17 protein-coding genes and 2 riboswitches are annotated in these 17,662 nt (G+C 58.0%); of the genes, 9 read left to right on the top strand and 8 right to left on the bottom strand.

Annotated features, from left to right (window positions below; translation table 11 throughout):
* Positions 1-28: 28 nt before the first annotated feature.
* Both ACFOSS_RS12775 and mscL read right to left on the bottom strand, forming a co-directional pair.
* The gene (locus ACFOSS_RS12775) at positions 29-628 is read right to left on the bottom strand and encodes a hypothetical protein (RefSeq protein WP_377153091.1); all 600 of its coding nucleotides are present in this window, start codon (positions 626-628) and stop codon (positions 29-31) included.
* Between the two features lie 8 nt (positions 629-636).
* Positions 637-1,086 (bottom strand): large-conductance mechanosensitive channel protein MscL, encoded by a 450-nt coding sequence (gene mscL, locus ACFOSS_RS12780; protein WP_377153094.1) that lies wholly within the window; start codon positions 1,084-1,086, stop codon positions 637-639.
* 209 nt (positions 1,087-1,295) lie between these two features.
* Between mscL and phoP the strand changes: the two genes are divergently transcribed.
* From phoP to ACFOSS_RS12795, 3 genes are all read left to right on the top strand, one after another.
* A complete protein-coding gene (phoP, locus tag ACFOSS_RS12785; protein ID WP_377153097.1) occupies positions 1,296-1,970 on the top strand; it encodes a two-component system response regulator PhoP in 675 nt (224 codons plus the stop codon).
* On the top strand, positions 1,967-3,409 hold the full coding sequence (locus ACFOSS_RS12790; RefSeq protein ID WP_377153099.1) for an ATP-binding protein: 1,443 nt from the start codon (positions 1,967-1,969) through the stop codon (positions 3,407-3,409). The genes phoP and ACFOSS_RS12790 overlap by 4 nt, the downstream gene beginning before the upstream one ends.
* Before the next feature lie 87 nt (positions 3,410-3,496).
* The gene (locus ACFOSS_RS12795) at positions 3,497-4,495 is read left to right on the top strand and encodes a Gfo/Idh/MocA family protein (RefSeq protein ID WP_377153101.1); all 999 of its coding nucleotides are present in this window, start codon (positions 3,497-3,499) and stop codon (positions 4,493-4,495) included.
* Here ACFOSS_RS12795 and ACFOSS_RS12800 read toward each other — a convergent pair.
* Complete coding sequence (locus ACFOSS_RS12800; protein ID WP_377153103.1) at positions 4,453-4,923, bottom strand: hypothetical protein; 471 nt, start codon at positions 4,921-4,923, stop codon at positions 4,453-4,455. The genes ACFOSS_RS12795 and ACFOSS_RS12800 overlap by 43 nt on opposite strands.
* A gap of 249 nt (positions 4,924-5,172) precedes the next feature.
* On the opposite strand from ACFOSS_RS12800, the gene glgX reads away from it, so the two are divergent.
* Together glgX and mepA are read left to right on the top strand one after the other, a co-directional pair.
* Entirely contained in the window at positions 5,173-7,245 is a 2,073-nt protein-coding gene (gene glgX / locus ACFOSS_RS12805) for a glycogen debranching protein GlgX (protein ID WP_377153105.1), read from the top strand.
* A gap of 113 nt (positions 7,246-7,358) precedes the next feature.
* Complete coding sequence (gene mepA / locus ACFOSS_RS12810) at positions 7,359-8,141, top strand: penicillin-insensitive murein endopeptidase (RefSeq protein ID WP_377153107.1); 783 nt, start codon at positions 7,359-7,361, stop codon at positions 8,139-8,141.
* On the opposite strand, the gene ACFOSS_RS12815 is transcribed toward mepA, so the two are convergent.
* Entirely contained in the window at positions 8,138-10,111 is a 1,974-nt protein-coding gene (locus tag ACFOSS_RS12815) for a methyl-accepting chemotaxis protein (protein WP_377153109.1), read from the bottom strand. The two genes, mepA and ACFOSS_RS12815, sit on opposite strands and share 4 nt — an antisense overlap.
* 241 nt (positions 10,112-10,352) lie before the next feature.
* On the opposite strand from ACFOSS_RS12815, the gene ACFOSS_RS12820 reads away from it, so the two are divergent.
* Positions 10,353-10,928 (top strand): cold-shock protein, encoded by a 576-nt coding sequence (locus tag ACFOSS_RS12820; RefSeq protein WP_377153111.1) that lies wholly within the window; start codon positions 10,353-10,355, stop codon positions 10,926-10,928.
* An 84-nt stretch (positions 10,929-11,012) separates the two neighbouring features.
* On the opposite strand, the gene ACFOSS_RS12825 is transcribed toward ACFOSS_RS12820, so the two are convergent.
* The gene (locus tag ACFOSS_RS12825) at positions 11,013-12,389 is read right to left on the bottom strand and encodes an alanine/glycine:cation symporter family protein (protein WP_377153113.1); all 1,377 of its coding nucleotides are present in this window, start codon (positions 12,387-12,389) and stop codon (positions 11,013-11,015) included.
* Between the two features lie 105 nt (positions 12,390-12,494).
* Positions 12,495-12,594: riboswitch (glycine riboswitch) on the bottom strand.
* A gap of 5 nt (positions 12,595-12,599) precedes the next feature.
* A riboswitch (glycine riboswitch) is annotated at positions 12,600-12,679 on the bottom strand.
* Positions 12,680-12,988: 309 nt separating this feature from the next.
* Here ACFOSS_RS12825 and dbpA point away from each other — a divergent pair.
* From dbpA to ACFOSS_RS12840, 3 genes are all read left to right on the top strand, one after another.
* Positions 12,989-14,368, top strand: a complete 1,380-nt coding sequence (gene dbpA / locus ACFOSS_RS12830) for an ATP-dependent RNA helicase DbpA (protein WP_377153115.1) — start codon at positions 12,989-12,991, stop codon at positions 14,366-14,368.
* A gap of 164 nt (positions 14,369-14,532) precedes the next feature.
* Positions 14,533-15,153, top strand: coding sequence for an RNA polymerase factor sigma-70 (locus ACFOSS_RS12835; protein WP_377153117.1), 621 nt, complete (start codon positions 14,533-14,535; stop codon positions 15,151-15,153).
* Positions 15,153-15,371, top strand: coding sequence for an anti-sigma factor family protein (locus ACFOSS_RS12840; protein ID WP_377153119.1), 219 nt, complete (start codon positions 15,153-15,155; stop codon positions 15,369-15,371). Before ACFOSS_RS12835 ends, ACFOSS_RS12840 begins: the two co-directional genes overlap by 1 nt.
* Positions 15,372-15,392: 21 nt before the next feature.
* Here the strand turns inward: ACFOSS_RS12840 and ACFOSS_RS12845 are convergent, their stop codons facing one another.
* Genes ACFOSS_RS12845 through bufB form a run of 3 tightly spaced genes read right to left on the bottom strand, consistent with a single transcriptional unit; the run spans position 15,393 to position 17,592 of the window.
* Positions 15,393-15,929: a DoxX family protein gene (locus ACFOSS_RS12845; RefSeq protein ID WP_377153122.1), complete on the bottom strand. Its 537-nt coding sequence runs from the start codon at positions 15,927-15,929 to the stop codon at positions 15,393-15,395.
* Complete coding sequence (locus tag ACFOSS_RS12850) at positions 15,926-16,738, bottom strand: HvfC/BufC family peptide modification chaperone (RefSeq protein WP_377153125.1); 813 nt, start codon at positions 16,736-16,738, stop codon at positions 15,926-15,928. The genes ACFOSS_RS12845 and ACFOSS_RS12850 overlap by 4 nt, the downstream gene beginning before the upstream one ends.
* On the bottom strand, positions 16,735-17,592 hold the full coding sequence (gene bufB / locus ACFOSS_RS12855) for an MNIO family bufferin maturase (protein WP_377153127.1): 858 nt from the start codon (positions 17,590-17,592) through the stop codon (positions 16,735-16,737). The genes ACFOSS_RS12850 and bufB overlap by 4 nt, the downstream gene beginning before the upstream one ends.
* Positions 17,593-17,662 lie beyond the last annotated feature (70 nt).

The raw sequence follows: 17,662 nt of genomic DNA on the forward strand, positions 1-17,662 counted from the left end.
AGGCCCCTGTCATGCAAAATAAGCTGCATCAGGGTGCAGTCGATGAGGCATGGCTGACGGTTCCCTGTTCGATGATCTGATTTTGCGCAATGACGGCATCGAGCCGCTGCTGCAGCGTACCGCTGGGCGCAAAATCCCATTTGCCACCATAAGTCAGATTGCTGATTTGCCAGCCCAATCGACCTTGGCGCAAATGGAGCTCATCCTGCCACTCCACTCGTTCTCCTTGCTTGTCGTAGATCAAGGTGACCAGACAACGACTGGTCCGACGTGCGTTCTGGCACCTTTCCACCTGGAAATCCGTTACCCCCTCGAACAGCGAGCCAAACAGGCTTCCTTCGACCAGAGGCGGAACCGCTTCGTTGGCGGTAGCCAGGTAGTGCTGCTCGGCGGCATATGCCTCCTCCAGGCGACGAATCAGCTCCTGGTGCAGCACGGCACGGTAGGGGCGCAACTGCTCCTGGGTGGGCAAACCGCCGAACGGCTCTGCCAGCAGAATACGATAGAACCTGTTGGCAACCTGTTCGGGGCCGTTGCTTGGCCCCGAGGACGGATGCGGCTCGCTGCAAGCAGTCAGACCAAACAGGCCAATGACACAGCAAAGTTTGCTTAACCGTGCTCGCAACACCTGTCACCTCATAACTGCGATGTGCAATGGGGACAACGCGTTGCCTTGACGGACACTTCGCTACAGCAGAACTGGCACGTCTTGGTGGTCACCTCAACCGGTGCAGCCGGCTGTTCCTGGCGCAGTTTATTCATCGCCTTGACCACCAGAAACAGTGCAAACGCCACTATGGTGAAGCTGATCACCGCGTTGACAAACAGACCGACGTTCAACGTCACCGCCCCTGCCGCCTTGGCATCGGCCAGCGTGTGATACGGTGATGCGGCCTTAGCCCCTTCCTTGAGCACCAGGAAAAAATCGGAGAAGTCCACACCACCGAGCAACAGACCAATCGGCGGCATCAGTACATCATCGACCAGACTTTTGACAATACCGCCAAACGCTGCACCGATAACGATACCGACAGCCATGTCGACGACATTGCCGCGCATTGCAAATTCCTTGAACTCTTTCAACATCTTGTTGCTCCTTTGTCGAAATCCGTGACCCGGATGACTCATGTTATCCCAATCTGTTTTCGCTGCAACCACGCCCTCGTTTACTCAAGGTTCACCTGCCAGGAGTAAAATAGCGGCAGCCACAAACGAGAATCGTCGAATCGGCATCGCCGAGCATTAGAACCGCTGTTATCATGTCGTCACGGAGTATTTGAACATTGTACCTACCTATGCGAATTTTGCTGGTTGAAGACAATCTTCTGTTGCGTCACCACCTCTCGGTACAACTGCAGGAGTTGGGACATCTGGTTGACAGCGCTCAAGATGCCAAGGAAGCCGACTATTTTTGTCACGAACATGAACTGGATCTGGCCATCGTCGATCTGGGACTGCCGGATGAGGATGGCATCAGCCTGATCCGCCGCTGGCGGGAGCGCCAGGTGACCTTCCCCATCATGATCCTGACCGCGCGCGATGCCTGGGAAGAGAAGGTTCGCGGCCTCGAAGTTGGCGCCGATGACTATCTGACCAAGCCGTTCCAGATGGAAGAACTCGTGGCGCGCATCAACGCGCTGGTGCGTCGCGCCAGCGGTCTGGCCAGCTCGCAAGTGCAGATGGGCCCATATCTGCTGGATCTGAGCCGCAAGGAGCTGAAAGTCGATGGCGATCTGGTCAAATTGACCGCATTCGAATACCAGATCCTGGAATACCTGATGCGACGCGCCGGCGAAGTCGTCAGCAAAGAGACCCTGATGTATCAACTGTATGCCGATGCCGAGCTGCGCGAGACCCATACCATCGATGTGCTGATGGGCCGACTGCGCCGCAAACTGCAGCAGGAGCGATTCGATGACCCGATCCACACGGTTCGGGGACAGGGCTATCGCTTCGAGATCGCCGCATGACATGGTCTTTACGCTCGCTGCGGCTGCGTTTTATCGCAGGCACCGCAGTGGGTTTGCTGATCATCTCGTTTGCCTACGGCGTGTTTGCCATCTATGTGCAAAACAGCCTGCAGGCGCGGTATGCCAGCGAGTGGATGGAGCGGGAGATCGATTTTTTCACCGCCTTCAGCGAAGACGAGAATGGCAAGCTGCTGTTTCGTCCGTTTCGCAACGATCTGCGCAGTCGAATCTATGCCCTCTGGGCCTATGACGACGACGACAACGTGTTATGGAGCTCGCGCGAGCTGCCCGAGTTTGCTGCCAAGATGCAGAGCCAGTGGCTCGATAAACCCGGCCTCTACGAAATCGAAAGTACCACCCTGTTGCCCGGCTCACGGGACAGTGAAGGCGTCGAGATTGCGGCTACCCAACTCCAGGGGCATGATGAGTTTAGCTATTACGTACTGGTCAAACACTATCCGGCGCGTGGCGATCAGCCGGCGCTGCGTTTGGTTTTAATCGATACCACGCCCCAGGAGCGCGAAGAAAATGCGTTTTTCTGGCGTACGCTGCGCAATGTGACGCTGCTGAACCTGTTCATCCTGTTGCCACTGGTCTGGATTGCCGCACGTTGGAGCCTGTTGCCCATTGCCCGACTGGCCCGAGCCGTCAGCAAGCTGGAGAAAGGTGAAGGCCAGCGGCTTGATTTCATTCCGCCGGTCGAACTCAGTCGCCTCGTCAACAACCTGAATTTGTTGTTGCAGCAGCAACGGCGTCAAGTGGAGCGCTACCGCCATTCCCTCGGCGACTTGGCGCACAGCATCAAGACGCCCCTGGCGGTGCTGCAAACCAGTTTTCACACCCTGCGCGAACACCCCGACCTGATGCGTGAACAGGAACCTCTGTTGCTGGAGCAGGTCAGTCGTATCGATCAGCAGATTGGCTACTACCTGCGCCGGGCGACCGCCAGCCGCGACCTGGGATTGATTCGCCAGCAACATGACCTGCAAAGCCTAATCGCCCCGTTGTGCCGGGCACTGCAAAAAGTCTATGACCGCAAAGGGGTCGTCCTGACGCTCGATTGCCCCGACAATCTGCATTTCTATGGCGACCGCAATGACTTTCAAGAGATGGTCGGCAACATCATTGAAAATGCCTGCAAATACTGCCTGGAATATGTACTGGTACGCTGTGAGCAACAGCCAGAGGGGCTATTGATCCGTATCGAGGATGATGGACCAGGTGTCCCCGTCAACCGTCGCGAACAGATACTGCAGCGCGGCGTCCGGATTGACACACTGAAGCCGGGACAAGGCATCGGCTTGGCCGTGGTCTGCGATATTCTGGAATCCTACGGCGGCCAGATGTCGATTCAGGCCAGTGATCTGGGGGGCGCATGTTTCTCGTTGCTCTTTCGCTCGGACACTGCACGCACCCAGCCCGCCAAGGCTCAACAATAATCCCGGCAGGCACTTGTACCGCAGGCCTTTTGTGGCGATGATGCCACAACAGAACCTGAATGAATCCACCATGGAGAGTCAAAGCGGATGGACAAGGCAAGCAAGCGCCCTACAGCCGGGGTCATTGGTACCAACTGGGGTCGGGTCCATGTCGCAGGATTGCGCAAAGCGGGCTGTGAAGTCACGGCCCTGATGGCCCACGATGCCGAGCTGGCCGCCCGCATTGCCGCTGAAGAGCAGATAGCGCACAGTGGCTCCAGCCTTGAGATCCTGGCCGATTGTGATTGGGTGACCATCGCCACCCCGACCGCCAGTCATTTGGGCTACCTGCAGCGTCTCGCGACCCGCCCTGTCTTGTGTGAAAAACCGCTCGGCCTGACGCCAGACAACCAGCATGCATTCGATGCACTCACGGCCAAGGACCATTTCATCAGCTATCCATTTCCCTTTCTGGATGCCGCCAGCGTGCTGCGTCAACAACTTCACGACGGACAGCTCGGAGCGCTGACACGGATATGCCTGGTCGTCGGCGTCAACCTGCCCTATCCCAAGACCCCCGTCGAATGGTTCGCCGAGGACGTAGTGCACCCGTTTTCGCTGCTGTATACCCTGTTTGATGATTTCGAATTTTGCTCCGTCCAGTTAGCTCAGGGGAATAACATGACGGTGCAGTATCGCTGCCAGGGGGCCCTGTTCGATATTCTGCTTTGCGATTGGCCAAAACCGGGTCTGCATTTTGATGTGACGATTGTCGGTACGGCCAATGCCTACCAGCTCAGAGGCGGCTTTCGGCCGGAACGGGGCTGGTGGTTTGAGCCGCTGCTGGCGGACGGTCACCCGATCAGTCAAGGCGAGCCGGTGCATACCAACCCGTGGATGGAAGCCAACTACCGCGTCATGGCGGCCGTCAAGGCGCATCTGGATGGCGACGTCACCGAGCCGAGACTGTTTGATGTCGCTCGCGCCAGAGCCATGGAGAAACTGTTTCTGCCACTATGGCAAGCCGACCGAAGTACCGCTACCCATGCCGCAGACAGTGGGCTTCATTGGGCGCTGACTCCACGAGCCGAGGATGCGACGCGCTGATAACGCAGATAGCCGCCGCTGCTATCTGGCCCCAGATAATGAAACAGACTGTCCCCGCTAACTTGCAGATAGCGGGTCGTGTTGAAGTGCTTCACGATGTCGCCAGCCGCATGGCCCTGACAATCCGGCTGGCTGTTATGGACCGGCTTGCGCAGGTGCATGACATAGATGTTGCCGTTGTGGCTCATCGCCATCTGGCTGTGGAAAGAGAACTGGGGCGCCTCTGGTTTGCCGCTGATCACACGCACCTGATCCTGGCCAATTTCCAGTCGTGATTGGCGACAGGCGGGCGGAACATTCACCGAGGCACCGACCAGACGCCAGCTGCCATAGGGCGAATTAACCGGCGCGGGTGCCGCCAGAGCCGATGCCGACAACAGCGCACAACAAGCGACCAGCCCCCAACCACATGTTTTTATCAGTTTCATCGTTTCTCTCATCCCTGAACCATTGCTGAATTAGAGCTGTTGAACAAATTAAAAGTTCCGCAGCCAGAGCGTGATTCGTCTCAAGTTATGTAAATCTATGCGCAAAATCGCATGCATTTGAATCCAAACTGATTTTTTTATCGATGAAAAGCTCAAGAAAGCGTTACCTTTTTCGTGCAGAGCGTTGGCTTAACCTGCATTTGCAGTACCATAACGAGCATAACGTCATCACTGCAATCGGGTTTCTATATGGCCAAGACATGGACGATTACCCCAGGACACTGCCGGCAGCTGGGCGCCGTGCTGGAGCACGATGGTGTCAACTTCGCCATCTGGGGACGCTTTGCCAAAGAGATGGAACTGCTGTTATTTTCCGGGCCGGAAGATACCCGTCCCGAGGTCATCCGGCTCACAGCCCCTCATCACCGCTCCGGCTACTACTGGCATATTCACGTCGAAGGGCTCAAAGAGGGGCAGATCTACGGTTGGCGTATCCCGTCACAACTGCTCGTCATGCCAGGTAACCGTTGGGATCCGGAGAAGATACTGCTCGATCCCTATGCCAAGCGCATCATACTGCCGGACAACTATGACCGGCAGCGCGCGGCCCGCCCGGGCAGCAACCTGCGTTGCTGTGCCAAAAGTGTCGTGATCGACATGAGCAACTATGACTGGGAAGATGACCGCGCACCGCGGCATCCGATGTCAGATTCCATCGTCTACGAGATGCACGTCGCCGGTTTCACCAAGGATCCCAGCTCAGGGCTGGAGTCGGCCAAACGCGGCACCTATGCCGGTCTCATCGACAAGATCCCCTATTTGCAGGAGTTGGGAGTCACGGCCGTCGAACTGCTGCCGATCTTCCAGTTTGATCCCCAGGATGCCCGTCCGGGCAAGAGCAACTACTGGGGCTACAGCCCGATTGGTTTTTTCGCTCCGCATGCCGAATACGCAGCCGATCAGAGTTTGACCGGTGTCCTCGATGAATTTCGCGACATGGTTAAAGCCCTGCACAAGGCCAATATCGAGGTCATTCTCGACGTGGTCTACAACCACACGGCCGAAGGCGACGACAACGGTCCGACCCTTTGTTACCGCGGCATCGATAATTCGGCCTATTACATCCTCGACGAAACCCGTAACTTCAATACCAATTACTCGGGTTGTGGCAATACCCTCAACGCCTCCCACCCGATGACCAAACGGATGATCACCGACAGCCTGCGCTTCTGGAAAGAGGAGATGCACGTCGATGGCTTCCGTTTCGATCTGGCAGCGATCCTGTCACGGGATAAGAATGGACACCCGCTGAATGATCCTCCCACCCTGCTAGCGATTGACAGCGACTACAATCTGGCCGACACCAAGATCTTTGCCGAAGCATGGGATGCCGGCGGTCTGTATCAGGTTGGCCGTATGGCCGGGGCGCGCTGGCGCGAATGGAATGGCCATTTCCGAGACGATGTGCGTTCCTTTATTCGTGGCGAAAATGGCATGGTGTCGCGGCTGGCCAGCCGGCTGATCGGCAGCCCGGACATCTATAACACGCCCTATACCGATCCTCACAAGAGCCTGAACTTCGTCACCTGTCACGATGGCTTCACCCTGTGGGATCTGGTCAGCTATGACCGTAAACATAACCTCGACAACGGCGAGGAAAACCGTGATGGCACGGATGATAACCGCAGCTGGAACCATGGTGTTGAAGGCCCAACCGATGATCGCCAGATCAACACTCTGCGGTTGCGGCAAGCCAAGAACCTGATGTTGTTGAATCTGATGTCTGTCGGTACGCCCATGCTGCTGATGGGTGACGAACGTCTGCGCAGCCAAAAGGGCAACAATAACGCCTACTGTCAGGATAACAGCATCAGCTGGATGAACTGGCACTGCAATCAACAAGGTGCCGAGATGTTCCGCTTCACCCGCGAGCTGCTCAGCTACCGTTCAATGCGTTCAGAGAGCATCCCTGAGCTGATCAGTCTGACCGAGGCACTGGAAAAAGCCGATATCTGCTGGCATGGCATCAAACCCTACTCTCCTGACTGGGGTGATGAGTCACATTCGTTAGGCTTGACGGTCTATTCGGTGGGACAACATGCCAACTACTACGCCTTTTTCAATGCCTATTGGGAGGATCTGCAGATTGAGTTGCCGGTACCGCCCAACAATCCAAATGGCCGCTGGTTGCGACTGATCGATACGGGCTTGCCGGCACCAGACGATATCAACTCCCATGGCCGCGCGCTGGTCCGGGTTGATAGAGTGTACCCGGTCAAATCGCGCTCCATCGTCATTCTGGTGTGTGCAGCAGACGATTGATCCGCATCAAGCTGCGATCGAATGAGCGCAGCTTGGTGGCGGCCAACCCTTGTCGTCACCGCTAAAAAGCGCTCCAATAGACGCCGCCTTCTGTTAGCTGCGGACAGCTCACTATGTACTCTCTCCTGCTCCTCGCCGTGCTGAGTAATCCCTGGCCGGCACAAACCACCCGAGCCCCGGGTGTTGCCGACCCGATTGGTTCTTACAGTGCAGGATGCCTGCAGGGCAGCGTCGCCATGCCTGCCCATTCTCCTGATTATCAGCTGCTGCGACCACAAAATCGCCGTCACTACGGTCATCCCAATTTGATCCGCTACCTGCAGCATCTGGTAAGTGCGGCGCGCAAGGCTGGTCTGCCTCCGTTGCTGATCGGCGATATGGCGATGATTAAGGGGGGCCCCTTTAGCAGTGGTCATCGCAGCCATCAATCCGGGCTGGATGCCGACCTCTGGTTCCGGTTTGCCCAGCCTCGCCTGTCAAACAAGCAGCTGCAGCAACCGCAGGCACTGGATATGGTCGCCGCGAACAACCGTGTCGTCAGCAAAGCCTTCTCTCGACAGCAGGCCTTATTGTTGCAACTGGCAGCATCGGCACCGGAGGTGGACCGAATTTTTGTTCACCCGGCGATCAAGCAGGCACTGTGTGAGCAGAGCCGAGGGGACCGGCAATGGTTACGCAAGATTCGCCCCTGGTTTGGTCACCGGGCACACTTTCATGTGCGTTTGCGTTGCCCGGCGGGAGCCCTCGCCTGCACACCGCAAAAACCGATCCCCTGGGGTGATGGTTGCCAAGAGGTCGCCAGCTGGTTTGATGGCCCCACCGAGGTAACCAGCCATCCCAAACCCAGCCCGTTACCCGCGCTGCCGGCTCGCTGCATGCAGATGCTAGGGCACTAATCACTCGAGGTCAGGCGAAAGCGAGCGAGCTCTTCATGGATCTGATTGGCAATCTGATCGAGCTCGACCGTCTGTTGGTGGCAATGCTCTACGACGCGTCGGGTGCCGTCTGCCAAGGTGGCCACCTGCTCCACCTGCTGATTAATCTGCTGGGCAACCTGAGTTTGTTCCCCTACCGCCTCATCGATCTGGCCGATGATCGCCGTCAGATCATCAAGGTGGGTAAACAGGTTGCTCATGGCCCCTTCCGCTTGCTCAACCTGTTTGACTGTCTGCGCCGTCGTCTGCGAACTGGCTTGCATTCGCTCCATGGCTTGGGCGGCATTGTGCTGCAGTCGCAGTATCATCTGTTGTATCTCTTCGACCGCCCCCTGGCTTCGACTGGCCAGCAACCGCACTTCGTCTGCAACCACCGCAAAACCCCGTCCCTGTTCACCGGCACGCGCGGCTTCAATCGCCGCATTCAGCGCCAGCAAATTGGTCTGCTCTGAAATTGCGCGGATGGTATCGAGTATCGAGCCGATCTGCTGGCTGCTGCTGGCCAGTACGGCTACGTCATCCTGCGTCGCCGTAACATCGTCTCTAAGATGACGAATAGCCGCATTCGCTGCGATTAGATTATGTCGATTCTCGGCCCCCAACTCGCGCACCGTGACGGTATTATCTGCAGCCTGACGGGTATGACGCGCCACCTCCAGACTGCTCTGTGCCATCTGAGTAATCGCCGCTGCAATCTGATCGGTGTGTTGATGTGTTTGACGCGCCTGAGACTGTCCATCCGCGCTGAGATCATCGACGACTTTGGCAATGCGGCTGGCATCCGCGGCATGGCCCCGTATCTCTACCAGCAGGCGCCCCATGGCACTTAGTAAGCCGTTCACAGCGTGACTGATATGAGCCAGCTCATCCCGTCCCATCACCTCAACCCGCACCGAGAGATCATTCTGCTCTGCAGCACCGGCCAGGGTTCGCTCGATACGCCATACCCGACGGCTGGTGAATCTGATGACCAACACATTGATGGCCACCAGAAACAGCGTTGAGCTGATCGCCAGAAACAAGGCCACCCAAACGATCCAGCGATCGCGATGCAACACCTGCTGTGCGTGAGTGGCCATCTGTTGCAGCAACGGCGATACGACCGCCTGGATATCGGCAATACGCCCGCTGGCCAGCGCAAACCAGCCTTGGCGTTCCGGGATGACAAAGGGCCCGGGTCCGGCTTGCTGAACGCTTTGCAAGATGTCGTTTATCTGCTTCCAGCGACTATCCTGCTGCCAGTCAGCAAGGGCAGTTTTGACAGGAGGTAACCCCTGCAGGAGCAATTCATCACGCAGTTGACGCTCCTGCTGCCGGTACATCAGCAAAGCAGCCTGCTCTTGACCATCGGCCTTGTCGGCGGCCAGGAGCCCATTGACCAAACCCCGTTGCTGTCCGGCCAGCTCTTTGAGCGCCAGCAGCCGATAGATGGCAATGCCCTGCTGTCTGATTTCGATCGGCGACAGCTGATAGACCAATTCCGCCACTTGATTGAGCGCATCGCGATTAATGCGGCTGTAACCATCAAACACGCCGCGTTTATCTAGCTGATCCACCTGCTGGCGCAAGCTGGTACGCGCCCTGAACGAGGCGACCAGCACCCCAGTGCGTTCGCCAGACAAATCCGCAGCACTCAAGCGGCGCAATGCCTCGTCGCTGGACTCTCTTGCCTGACGCAGTTCATCCACAAACTTGCTGCCCCGGCTGGCAAGATAGCCCATGCTGAGGCCGCGCTCGACGGCATTGGCGTCCATCGCCTGATCCAGCACGGTCAACTGCTCAACCAGGGTCAGGGTCATTTCGCCTTGCGTAACGGCCTGCATGCGGCCGGCAATCAGATAACTGCCAACCAGCAGCGCATACAAAATGGGACACATGCTGATGATGACCAGCAAGGTGGTTAACCGGAAGCCGCTAAGAATACGGTCCATGCCATCCCTCGCAATGAAATGAGCTTTTGCAGACAGCTTAGTTCACGTTTTCGAGGATTACCGAACGAGGCCCAGCTGATGGCCGTTTTCAAGCCCGGACAGACCTCTCATCCTGAGCAAGAAATCATTTTCTTGGCAGCCACAGACAGTAAAATGGTCTCAATCCAGACCGGCCTTGACGGGCCGGCATGCAGCTCGGCCGCACAAAGCGGACTCAGACGGTTTCGAAAGGGACAAGACAATGCATTTTCAGGGCAGAATAACCGATTGGAGCCAGGAGCGTGGTTATGGCTTCATTGAGCCTCATGGCGCCACGCAACGGGTCTACCTCAACGTCAATGCGTTTGCATCGCTCTCGCGCCTTCCCCAGGACGGCGATATTGTGGTTTATCAGGCGGATATCGATCAAATCCACAGGCCAGAAGCACGTGAGGCCTGGTTGCTGGATGACTGGAAACAGCGCAGGGAGGTTCGACGTCCGAGCGTGCTGCCGGTGACCCTGGGCTGTATCAGCTGGTTTGTGTTGCTCTTGCTGGGCATCCAGTACGATCGCCTGCCAGCGCTATTACCGATCCTCTATCTGTTGGCCAGTCTGCTGGCCTTGTTCGCGCAGCCCGGCAAGGAGAGCACAGCGCTCAGTCCCCATCTGACGAAGCTGCAAAAACTGCTACCGGCGTTGACGTTGCTTGGGGGCTGGCCCGGCCTGATGTTCGCCCGCCACCGGCAAGCACTTGGCGAACGCCAACGGTTGGCCTGGTTGGGATGGCTGGTCAGCATCAATGTCGTGCTGACCAGTCTGCTGGCATTTAGCCGTTAAGCCGCACTCATACCAAGTTGCCCAGCGAACAATCCGCCCGGCTCTGCCGGGCGGATTGTCAGTGTGGCGATGACGGCATAGGCTTCAGGCAGGCTGGATATCAGGCTCCTGATCATCGGCATCGCGGGCGGCAAAGAACGCTCGCGTCTCGTCGATGATGACGTGACGCAAGCCAATGAGGCCGATCAGATTAGGGACCGCCATCAAGCCGTTCACGATATCCGCCAGCACCCAGATCATATCCAGGTGCAAGAAGGCGCCACTGGCCACCAGCAGCAGGTAGATAACCCGATACGGTTTGATGGCTTTAACACCCAGCAGGTACTCGGCACAACGTTCACCGTAATAGTTCCAACCCAGAATGGTGGTAAAGGCGAAAAACAGCAGACCGATGCTGACCAGATAGACCCCGACCTGCGGATTGAGTCCGTGGGAGAACGCGAGGCTGGTCATGGCTGCTCCGCTCTCGGCACTACTCCAGGCACCGGTCACCACCAATACCAGTCCGGTCATGGTGCAGATGACAATGGTGTCAAAAAAGGTCCCCGTCATCGAGACCAGGCCTTGTTCGACACAAGAATTGGTTTTTGCTGCCGCCGCGGCTATCGGTGCCGATCCCAGGCCTGATTCATTGGAGAACACCCCACGCGCCACACCTGACTGGATAGCCAGCATGATACCGGCCCCCACAAAGCCACCGGTGGCCGCCGAGCCAGTAAAGGCACTGCTGATCACCAGTGCTATCGCCGTCGGTAGATCCGCCAGATTGGCATACAACACCGCCAGACATGAGCCGATATAAAACAGCGCCATGAACGGCACAATTTTGGTCGAGACGTTGGCGATGGCATTGAGACCGCCAAGTGTCACCATGGCGACCAACAGCGTCAGCAGGGCGGCAGTCACCTCGCGCGGCACCGAGAATGAAATGGTCATCGCATCGGTAATGGCATTCACCTGCGGGAAGGTCCCGATGCCAAAAAACGCCACGCCAACACCAAACAGCGCAAACAGCTTGGCCAGCAACGGCGATCCCAACCCGCGCTCCAGATAATGCATCGGGCCGCCAGCCATCTGACCGTTGGCATCCTGGACTCGGTACTTCACTGCCAGCAGGCATTCGGCGTACTTAGTCGCCATGCCAAACAGGGCCGCCATCCACATCCAGAACAGCGCACCCGGGCCGCCAAGTTTGATGGCCGTTGCTACGCCGACGATGTTGCCTGTGCCAATGGTGGCAGACAGGGCGGTGCACAGGGCACCAAAACTGGAGACATCGCCTTCCTTGCCTTCGCCCTGATCACGACCAAATACCAGCCGCAACGCCAATGGCAGGCGCACTATCTGCAGCAGACCCAGCCGCAACGTGAGGTAGATGCCGGTACCGACCAGCAGGATAAGCAAGGGTGGGCCCCAGACCAGCGAGTCCAGCGTTTCCAACAGTGATTGAATTGATGACATGCATCCTCCTTAAGCAATATAAATTAAGGAGGAGAAGGATGATCTTCCCATAGACAAGGCGCGCACAGAGGCGAGGATCATGCGGGCAAGCCCGGGTAAAATCATCCCATCCCCTCTGTCCTTTTGCCTGAGAGTTTCCGGCTATCATGGTGATAGCCTTGCTCCTTCGGCGCCCGATTAAACGGGTCTCTCCAGAGTATCGTCCAGTAGCAGTCCACACCGGTTACCCGGAACCTGAAAGATTTACTTCTTCGGTGGATGGTCTCCCATCACTCTCCTGCTACCTTCATCCGAACTATTTGGATTGGGCGGCAGCATATTAATCCTGATTCCAGATTCTGAACACCCCTATATCGCTACCTTTTACCCAAGTTAATGGTCAATTTATGCGCAATCCAATCGCGTCTGCCGTGAAAAAGCGTCAGCCAGTGCGCCGAATTGCGCCCGATGGCGACGCCGTGGTCGATGCATACCCTTCCCTATCCCGGCCCTCAGTGACAACACGAGCTCCACCGCAGCCAGGTGCGGGAATAACGGCGCGCTTTGTCGCCAGTTCTGCTATGCTTCGCCACCCTGTTTTGGCCCTGCGAGAGACCGCCGTGAACCATACCGACTTTTCCCAACTGGGGTTGCCTGCTGCCCTGCAAGATAACCTCGATAGCCTCGGCTATCAGCAGATGACCCCGATCCAGGCACAAAGTCTGCCATTGGTGCTGGCCGGCAAGGATCTGATCGCCAAGGCCAAGACCGGCAGCGGCAAAACCGCGGCCTTTGGTCTCGGCCTGCTGGCGGCACTGGATGTCAGCCGTCTGGAAGTACAGGCACTGGTGCTGTGTCCGACACGCGAGCTGGCCGACCAGGTGGCGACCGAAATCCGCCGCCTGGCGCGCTGCCTGCCCAACGTCAAGCTGGTGACCCTGTGTGGCGGTGTACCGACCGCACCGCAATCGGCCAGTCTGGGTTTCGGCGCGCATATTGCCGTCGGCACCCCAGGTCGCCTGCTCAAGCATCTGCAACAGGGCACGCTGCGTCTTGAAAGCCTGCGCACGCTGGTACTGGATGAAGCCGACCGCATGCTCGACATGGGGTTCGGCGAGGACATCCACCAAGTCATCAGCTTTGCCCCGCGTGAACGCCAGACCCTGCTGTTCTCTGCCACCTACCCCGAGGGCATCGCCAACATGAGCCGAGGCGTGCAGCGTCAGCCGGTGGAGGTCAGCGTCGAAGCCCTGCATCAGGAGAATGCCATCGCGCAACTGCTGTTCGAAGTAGCCCCGGGTGCTCGTCCCGAGGCACTCGCTCGGCTGTTGAGCCACTACCAGCCCGGTTCCTGCGTGGTGTTCTGTAATACCAAACGCGCCTGCAACGATGTGACTGACTATCTGACCGGACGCGGCTTCTCGGCGCTGGCGCTCAACGGCGATCTGGAGCAGCGCGATCGAGATCAAGTGCTGGTGCGGTTTGCCAACGGCAGTGCGGCCATACTGGTGGCCACCGATGTCGCCGCCCGCGGTCTGGATATCAAGGAGCTCGGTGCCGTGATCAACTACGAGCTGACCTATGATCCGGAAGTGCATGTGCACCGTATCGGCCGGACCGGTCGCGCCGGCCAGCAAGGCCTGGCCCTGAGTCTGTATCAGGCGAATGAGGCACAGCGCGTTACCGTCATCGAAGAGTACCTCGGCAGCACACTGCCGCAGGGCGATTTGGAGAGCCTGGAGGCTCAGCTCCGCCCGGTACAACCCGAATATGCCACCCTCTCCATCGGCGGCGGGCGCAAGGACAAACTGCGTCCCGGCGACATCCTCGGCGCCCTGACCGGTGACGGCGGGATAGACGGCGATCAGGTCGGTAAGATCCAGGTGCAGGACCAGTTTGCCTACGTCGCGGTACGCCGCAGCCAGGCCAAGCTCGCACTCAAGCGCCTGAACGACGGCAAGATCAAGGGCCGCAGCTACCGGGTCCGCCTGCTGGGATAACACCGGCGACACACGCCAGCTGGTGCCCGGCGTGTGTTCTCCAGCGAGAAGTGCTATGTTTTTGCCGTTTTGAGACAAAAAATGCATTCGGTGCCGTGAATATCGCGGTTTAGCCCGCATTCACCCTCATCATGCACTGAACCGACTGGCATAAGGATCGCGCCATGCAAGAGAACAGCGCCGCTAACAGGGACCGACAGCCGGCAGAGGCCCTGCAACAGCTCGATAACCAAGCACTGGCGGCGCTGCACCAGCAGATGTTGCGCTTTGCGCGACTGCAACTGGGGGATCCCCATCTGGCTGAAGACTCAGTGCAAGAAGCGCTGGCCGGAGCCTTGCAAAATGCCGCCGCCTTTACCGGGCAAGCGGCGCTGCGTACCTGGGTGTTCGCCATTCTCAAGCACAAAATTGCCGATACCTTGCGGCATAAGCAACGGCTCACCGATGCGAGCAATTTGTTACGCAGCGACGAAGAGGAACAGGACTTTGCCGCTCTGTTCGATAGCAGTGGTCACTGGCCGAGTGCGGAGCGCCCCAGAGCCTGGGGTAATCCCGATGAGGCCGTGCTCGAGAATCAGTTCTGGCGCGTATTCGAGGCGTGCCTGGATAACCTGCCGGGCGCCCAGGCTCGCGTCTTCATGATGCGGGAGTTTATCGAACTGGAATCCGATGAGGTCTGCCGCGCCGTCGATATCTCGCTGAGTAATCTTAATGTCATGCTATACCGGGCCAGAATGCGCTTGCGCGAATGCCTGGATAGCCGCTGGTTTAGGGAGAAGCCGTGATGCTCAACTGTCACCAGGCGACACGCCTGCTGTCTGAAAATCAGGACCGGCCACTGACGCTTAACGAACGACTGCTGTTAAAACTTCACTTACTGATGTGCAGCGGATGCCGTAACGTCGACAAGCAGTTTGGAACGATACGGCACATCACACGGCTCTATGTTCAGGGAAAGCCAGTACAGGGGAAACAACCGCCTGACGATGACTCAACATCATGAGGCACGCAAGTCATCTGCGCCTCAGCGCCGGCATTGAGCCTGGCGCTGCCATTGCCTGACCAGCCATTGATCCACAGACACGACACCCGGCCCCCTGGCCAGCAGAAACAGAAGACAGGCCGCCCAGACACCATGGGTGGCGTAGGCATCCGGATAGACCAGCACCTGGATGACCAGAGTCATGATCAGGAGCCCGCAGGCCGCCAGACGGGTACCCAACCCCAATAACAACAGCAGCGGAAACAGATGCTCCGCCGTAGCCGCCAGCAGAGCCGCCAGTTCCGGCTCGAGCAGCGGCAGGCGGTACTCCTCACGAAACAGATAGACAGCCCCATCGCTCAGACGAGGCCAGCCCAGTTGTAGCGTCCCAGAGAACAGATCAATCGCCCATCCCTCGACCTTGGTCTGCCCCGATTGCCAAAAGATGGCGGCGATGGAAAACCGGGCCAACAGCGCGATCACACTGTCAGGGATCCGCTGACAGCTCTGTAATAGCATACGAATGACGGAGGCAATGGGCCGCGCCGCCAACGGTTCAGGTCGAGTCGTGCCATTCATTTGGGTTCTCCTTGCGTAACGGGTTGAGAAAAGCCCATGACCGCCTGCTGTTGCAGTAACAGTTGCAAGCCAGGCGTGACATCGAAACCGGCATCCTGCAGCTGGACATGCATCATCGCCTCGCCTAGCGTCATGCCCTGCTGCAGTGCCGAGATGAAACGATAGCTGCCTATATCCAGCGCCAGCAGATGTACGTTCAGGCCAGTACGAATCAATATCCCCTGTTCAGGGCTCTCCAGAGACAGCTGTGCCAGTTGTTGTCCGACTGGCTGCGAGTGGTTGCCATCATGCTCGGACTGATGTGCCGCCCAGATTGAGAGCACGGCATAGGACGAATGGATGCACTGCAACGAGGGATGGAATATGAGCTTTCGCGCCGGCAACTGGCGTTCATCCTCCAGGACCCGGGCCAATGCCGCCGCATCGATGCCGCGGCCATCGGCACAGTGAAACGCTTGGATATAGCGCCATTCCAGCTCGGCGACATCCGCCAGATAAGGCACCGCGGCAGCCGGTGCAAACTGACGAATAAACCGCGGCAAGTCTGCCCCATACTCGGCCAAAAGCGGTGATGTTGGCGGATGTTGAGACACAAAGTGGTGTGCCATGGCGCGAAAAAATGGCACGCCAACCAACGCCTCGACGACCGGAAAACTCGCCGCCAGCGCCTCGATCAACGCGGTCAACACATTGTTCCGGTAGACGGCCAAACGCGCCGCGGGGTCGGATCCGTTCCAGGTACGTAGACCGGCTGGCACAACCGGATCCGCCTCTGTTAACGCCTGATAAAAATCCTGCTGCCAACTCACGGCGACCTCCGAGACATCACAGGCGCAGGGCTGGCATACTCTGCCAGGCGCAGCGAGGCTTGATGCGCTTCAGCACACAGGGTCGCCAACGGTGGAATCGCCTGATCGCGCTCTATCAGGGTGGGCACCGCGCCCACCTGCTGCAACGTAAATTCGTATAACTGCCATACTGCCTCGGCCACAGGGGCGCCATGGCTGTCGATCAGCAGTGGCGCCCCGAGGGCATCCAAATCCTTTGCAAAGCCTGCAAGGTGGATTTCGCCAATCCACAAGCCTTGCAGGGCGCGGATGTAGTCATAGGGATCCCGGCCATGGTTGATGGCCGAGACATAGACGTTGTTGACATCCAGCAGCAGGCCACAGCCAGTGCGCTGCACTATTTGACGCAAAAACTCCGGTTCGCTGAACTCCGAGGTCGCAAACTCCAGATACGTGGCCGGATTCTCCAGCAGCAGCGGGCGTTGCAATCGATCCTGGACCTGTCCGATGTGGTCGCAGACCCGATCCAGCGTGGCGGCGTGATAAGGCAGCGGCAGCAGATCATGCAGGCAGTGGCCAGCATGGCTGGACCAGGCAAGATGTTCGGAAAACCAGGTCGGCTGGTAGCGATCCAGTAATGTCGCCAGCCGTTGCAGGTGCTGTTGACTCGGCGACTGCTCGCCGCCGAGTGAGAGGCCTACCCCATGTACAGACAAGGAGTAATGTTCACGGATCCGGCTTAGATAGTGAGGCAAGGCCCCGCCGGCAACCATGTAATTCTCGGCATGAATTTCAAAAAAGCCTACGTCGGGCCGAGTCGTGAGGATCTCGACAAAATGTTCCGGTTTGAGGCCAATCCCGGCACGGAGGGGCATATCCCCTCCGTGCGGAAATGAGGCGCCGGTTCTTGGAAACTCATAGTGCGTCATGGCATTGCTCTCCGGC

The organism is Pseudaeromonas sharmana (genome assembly GCF_042649925.1).
GTDB lineage: Bacteria > Pseudomonadota > Gammaproteobacteria > Enterobacterales > Aeromonadaceae > Pseudaeromonas > Pseudaeromonas sharmana.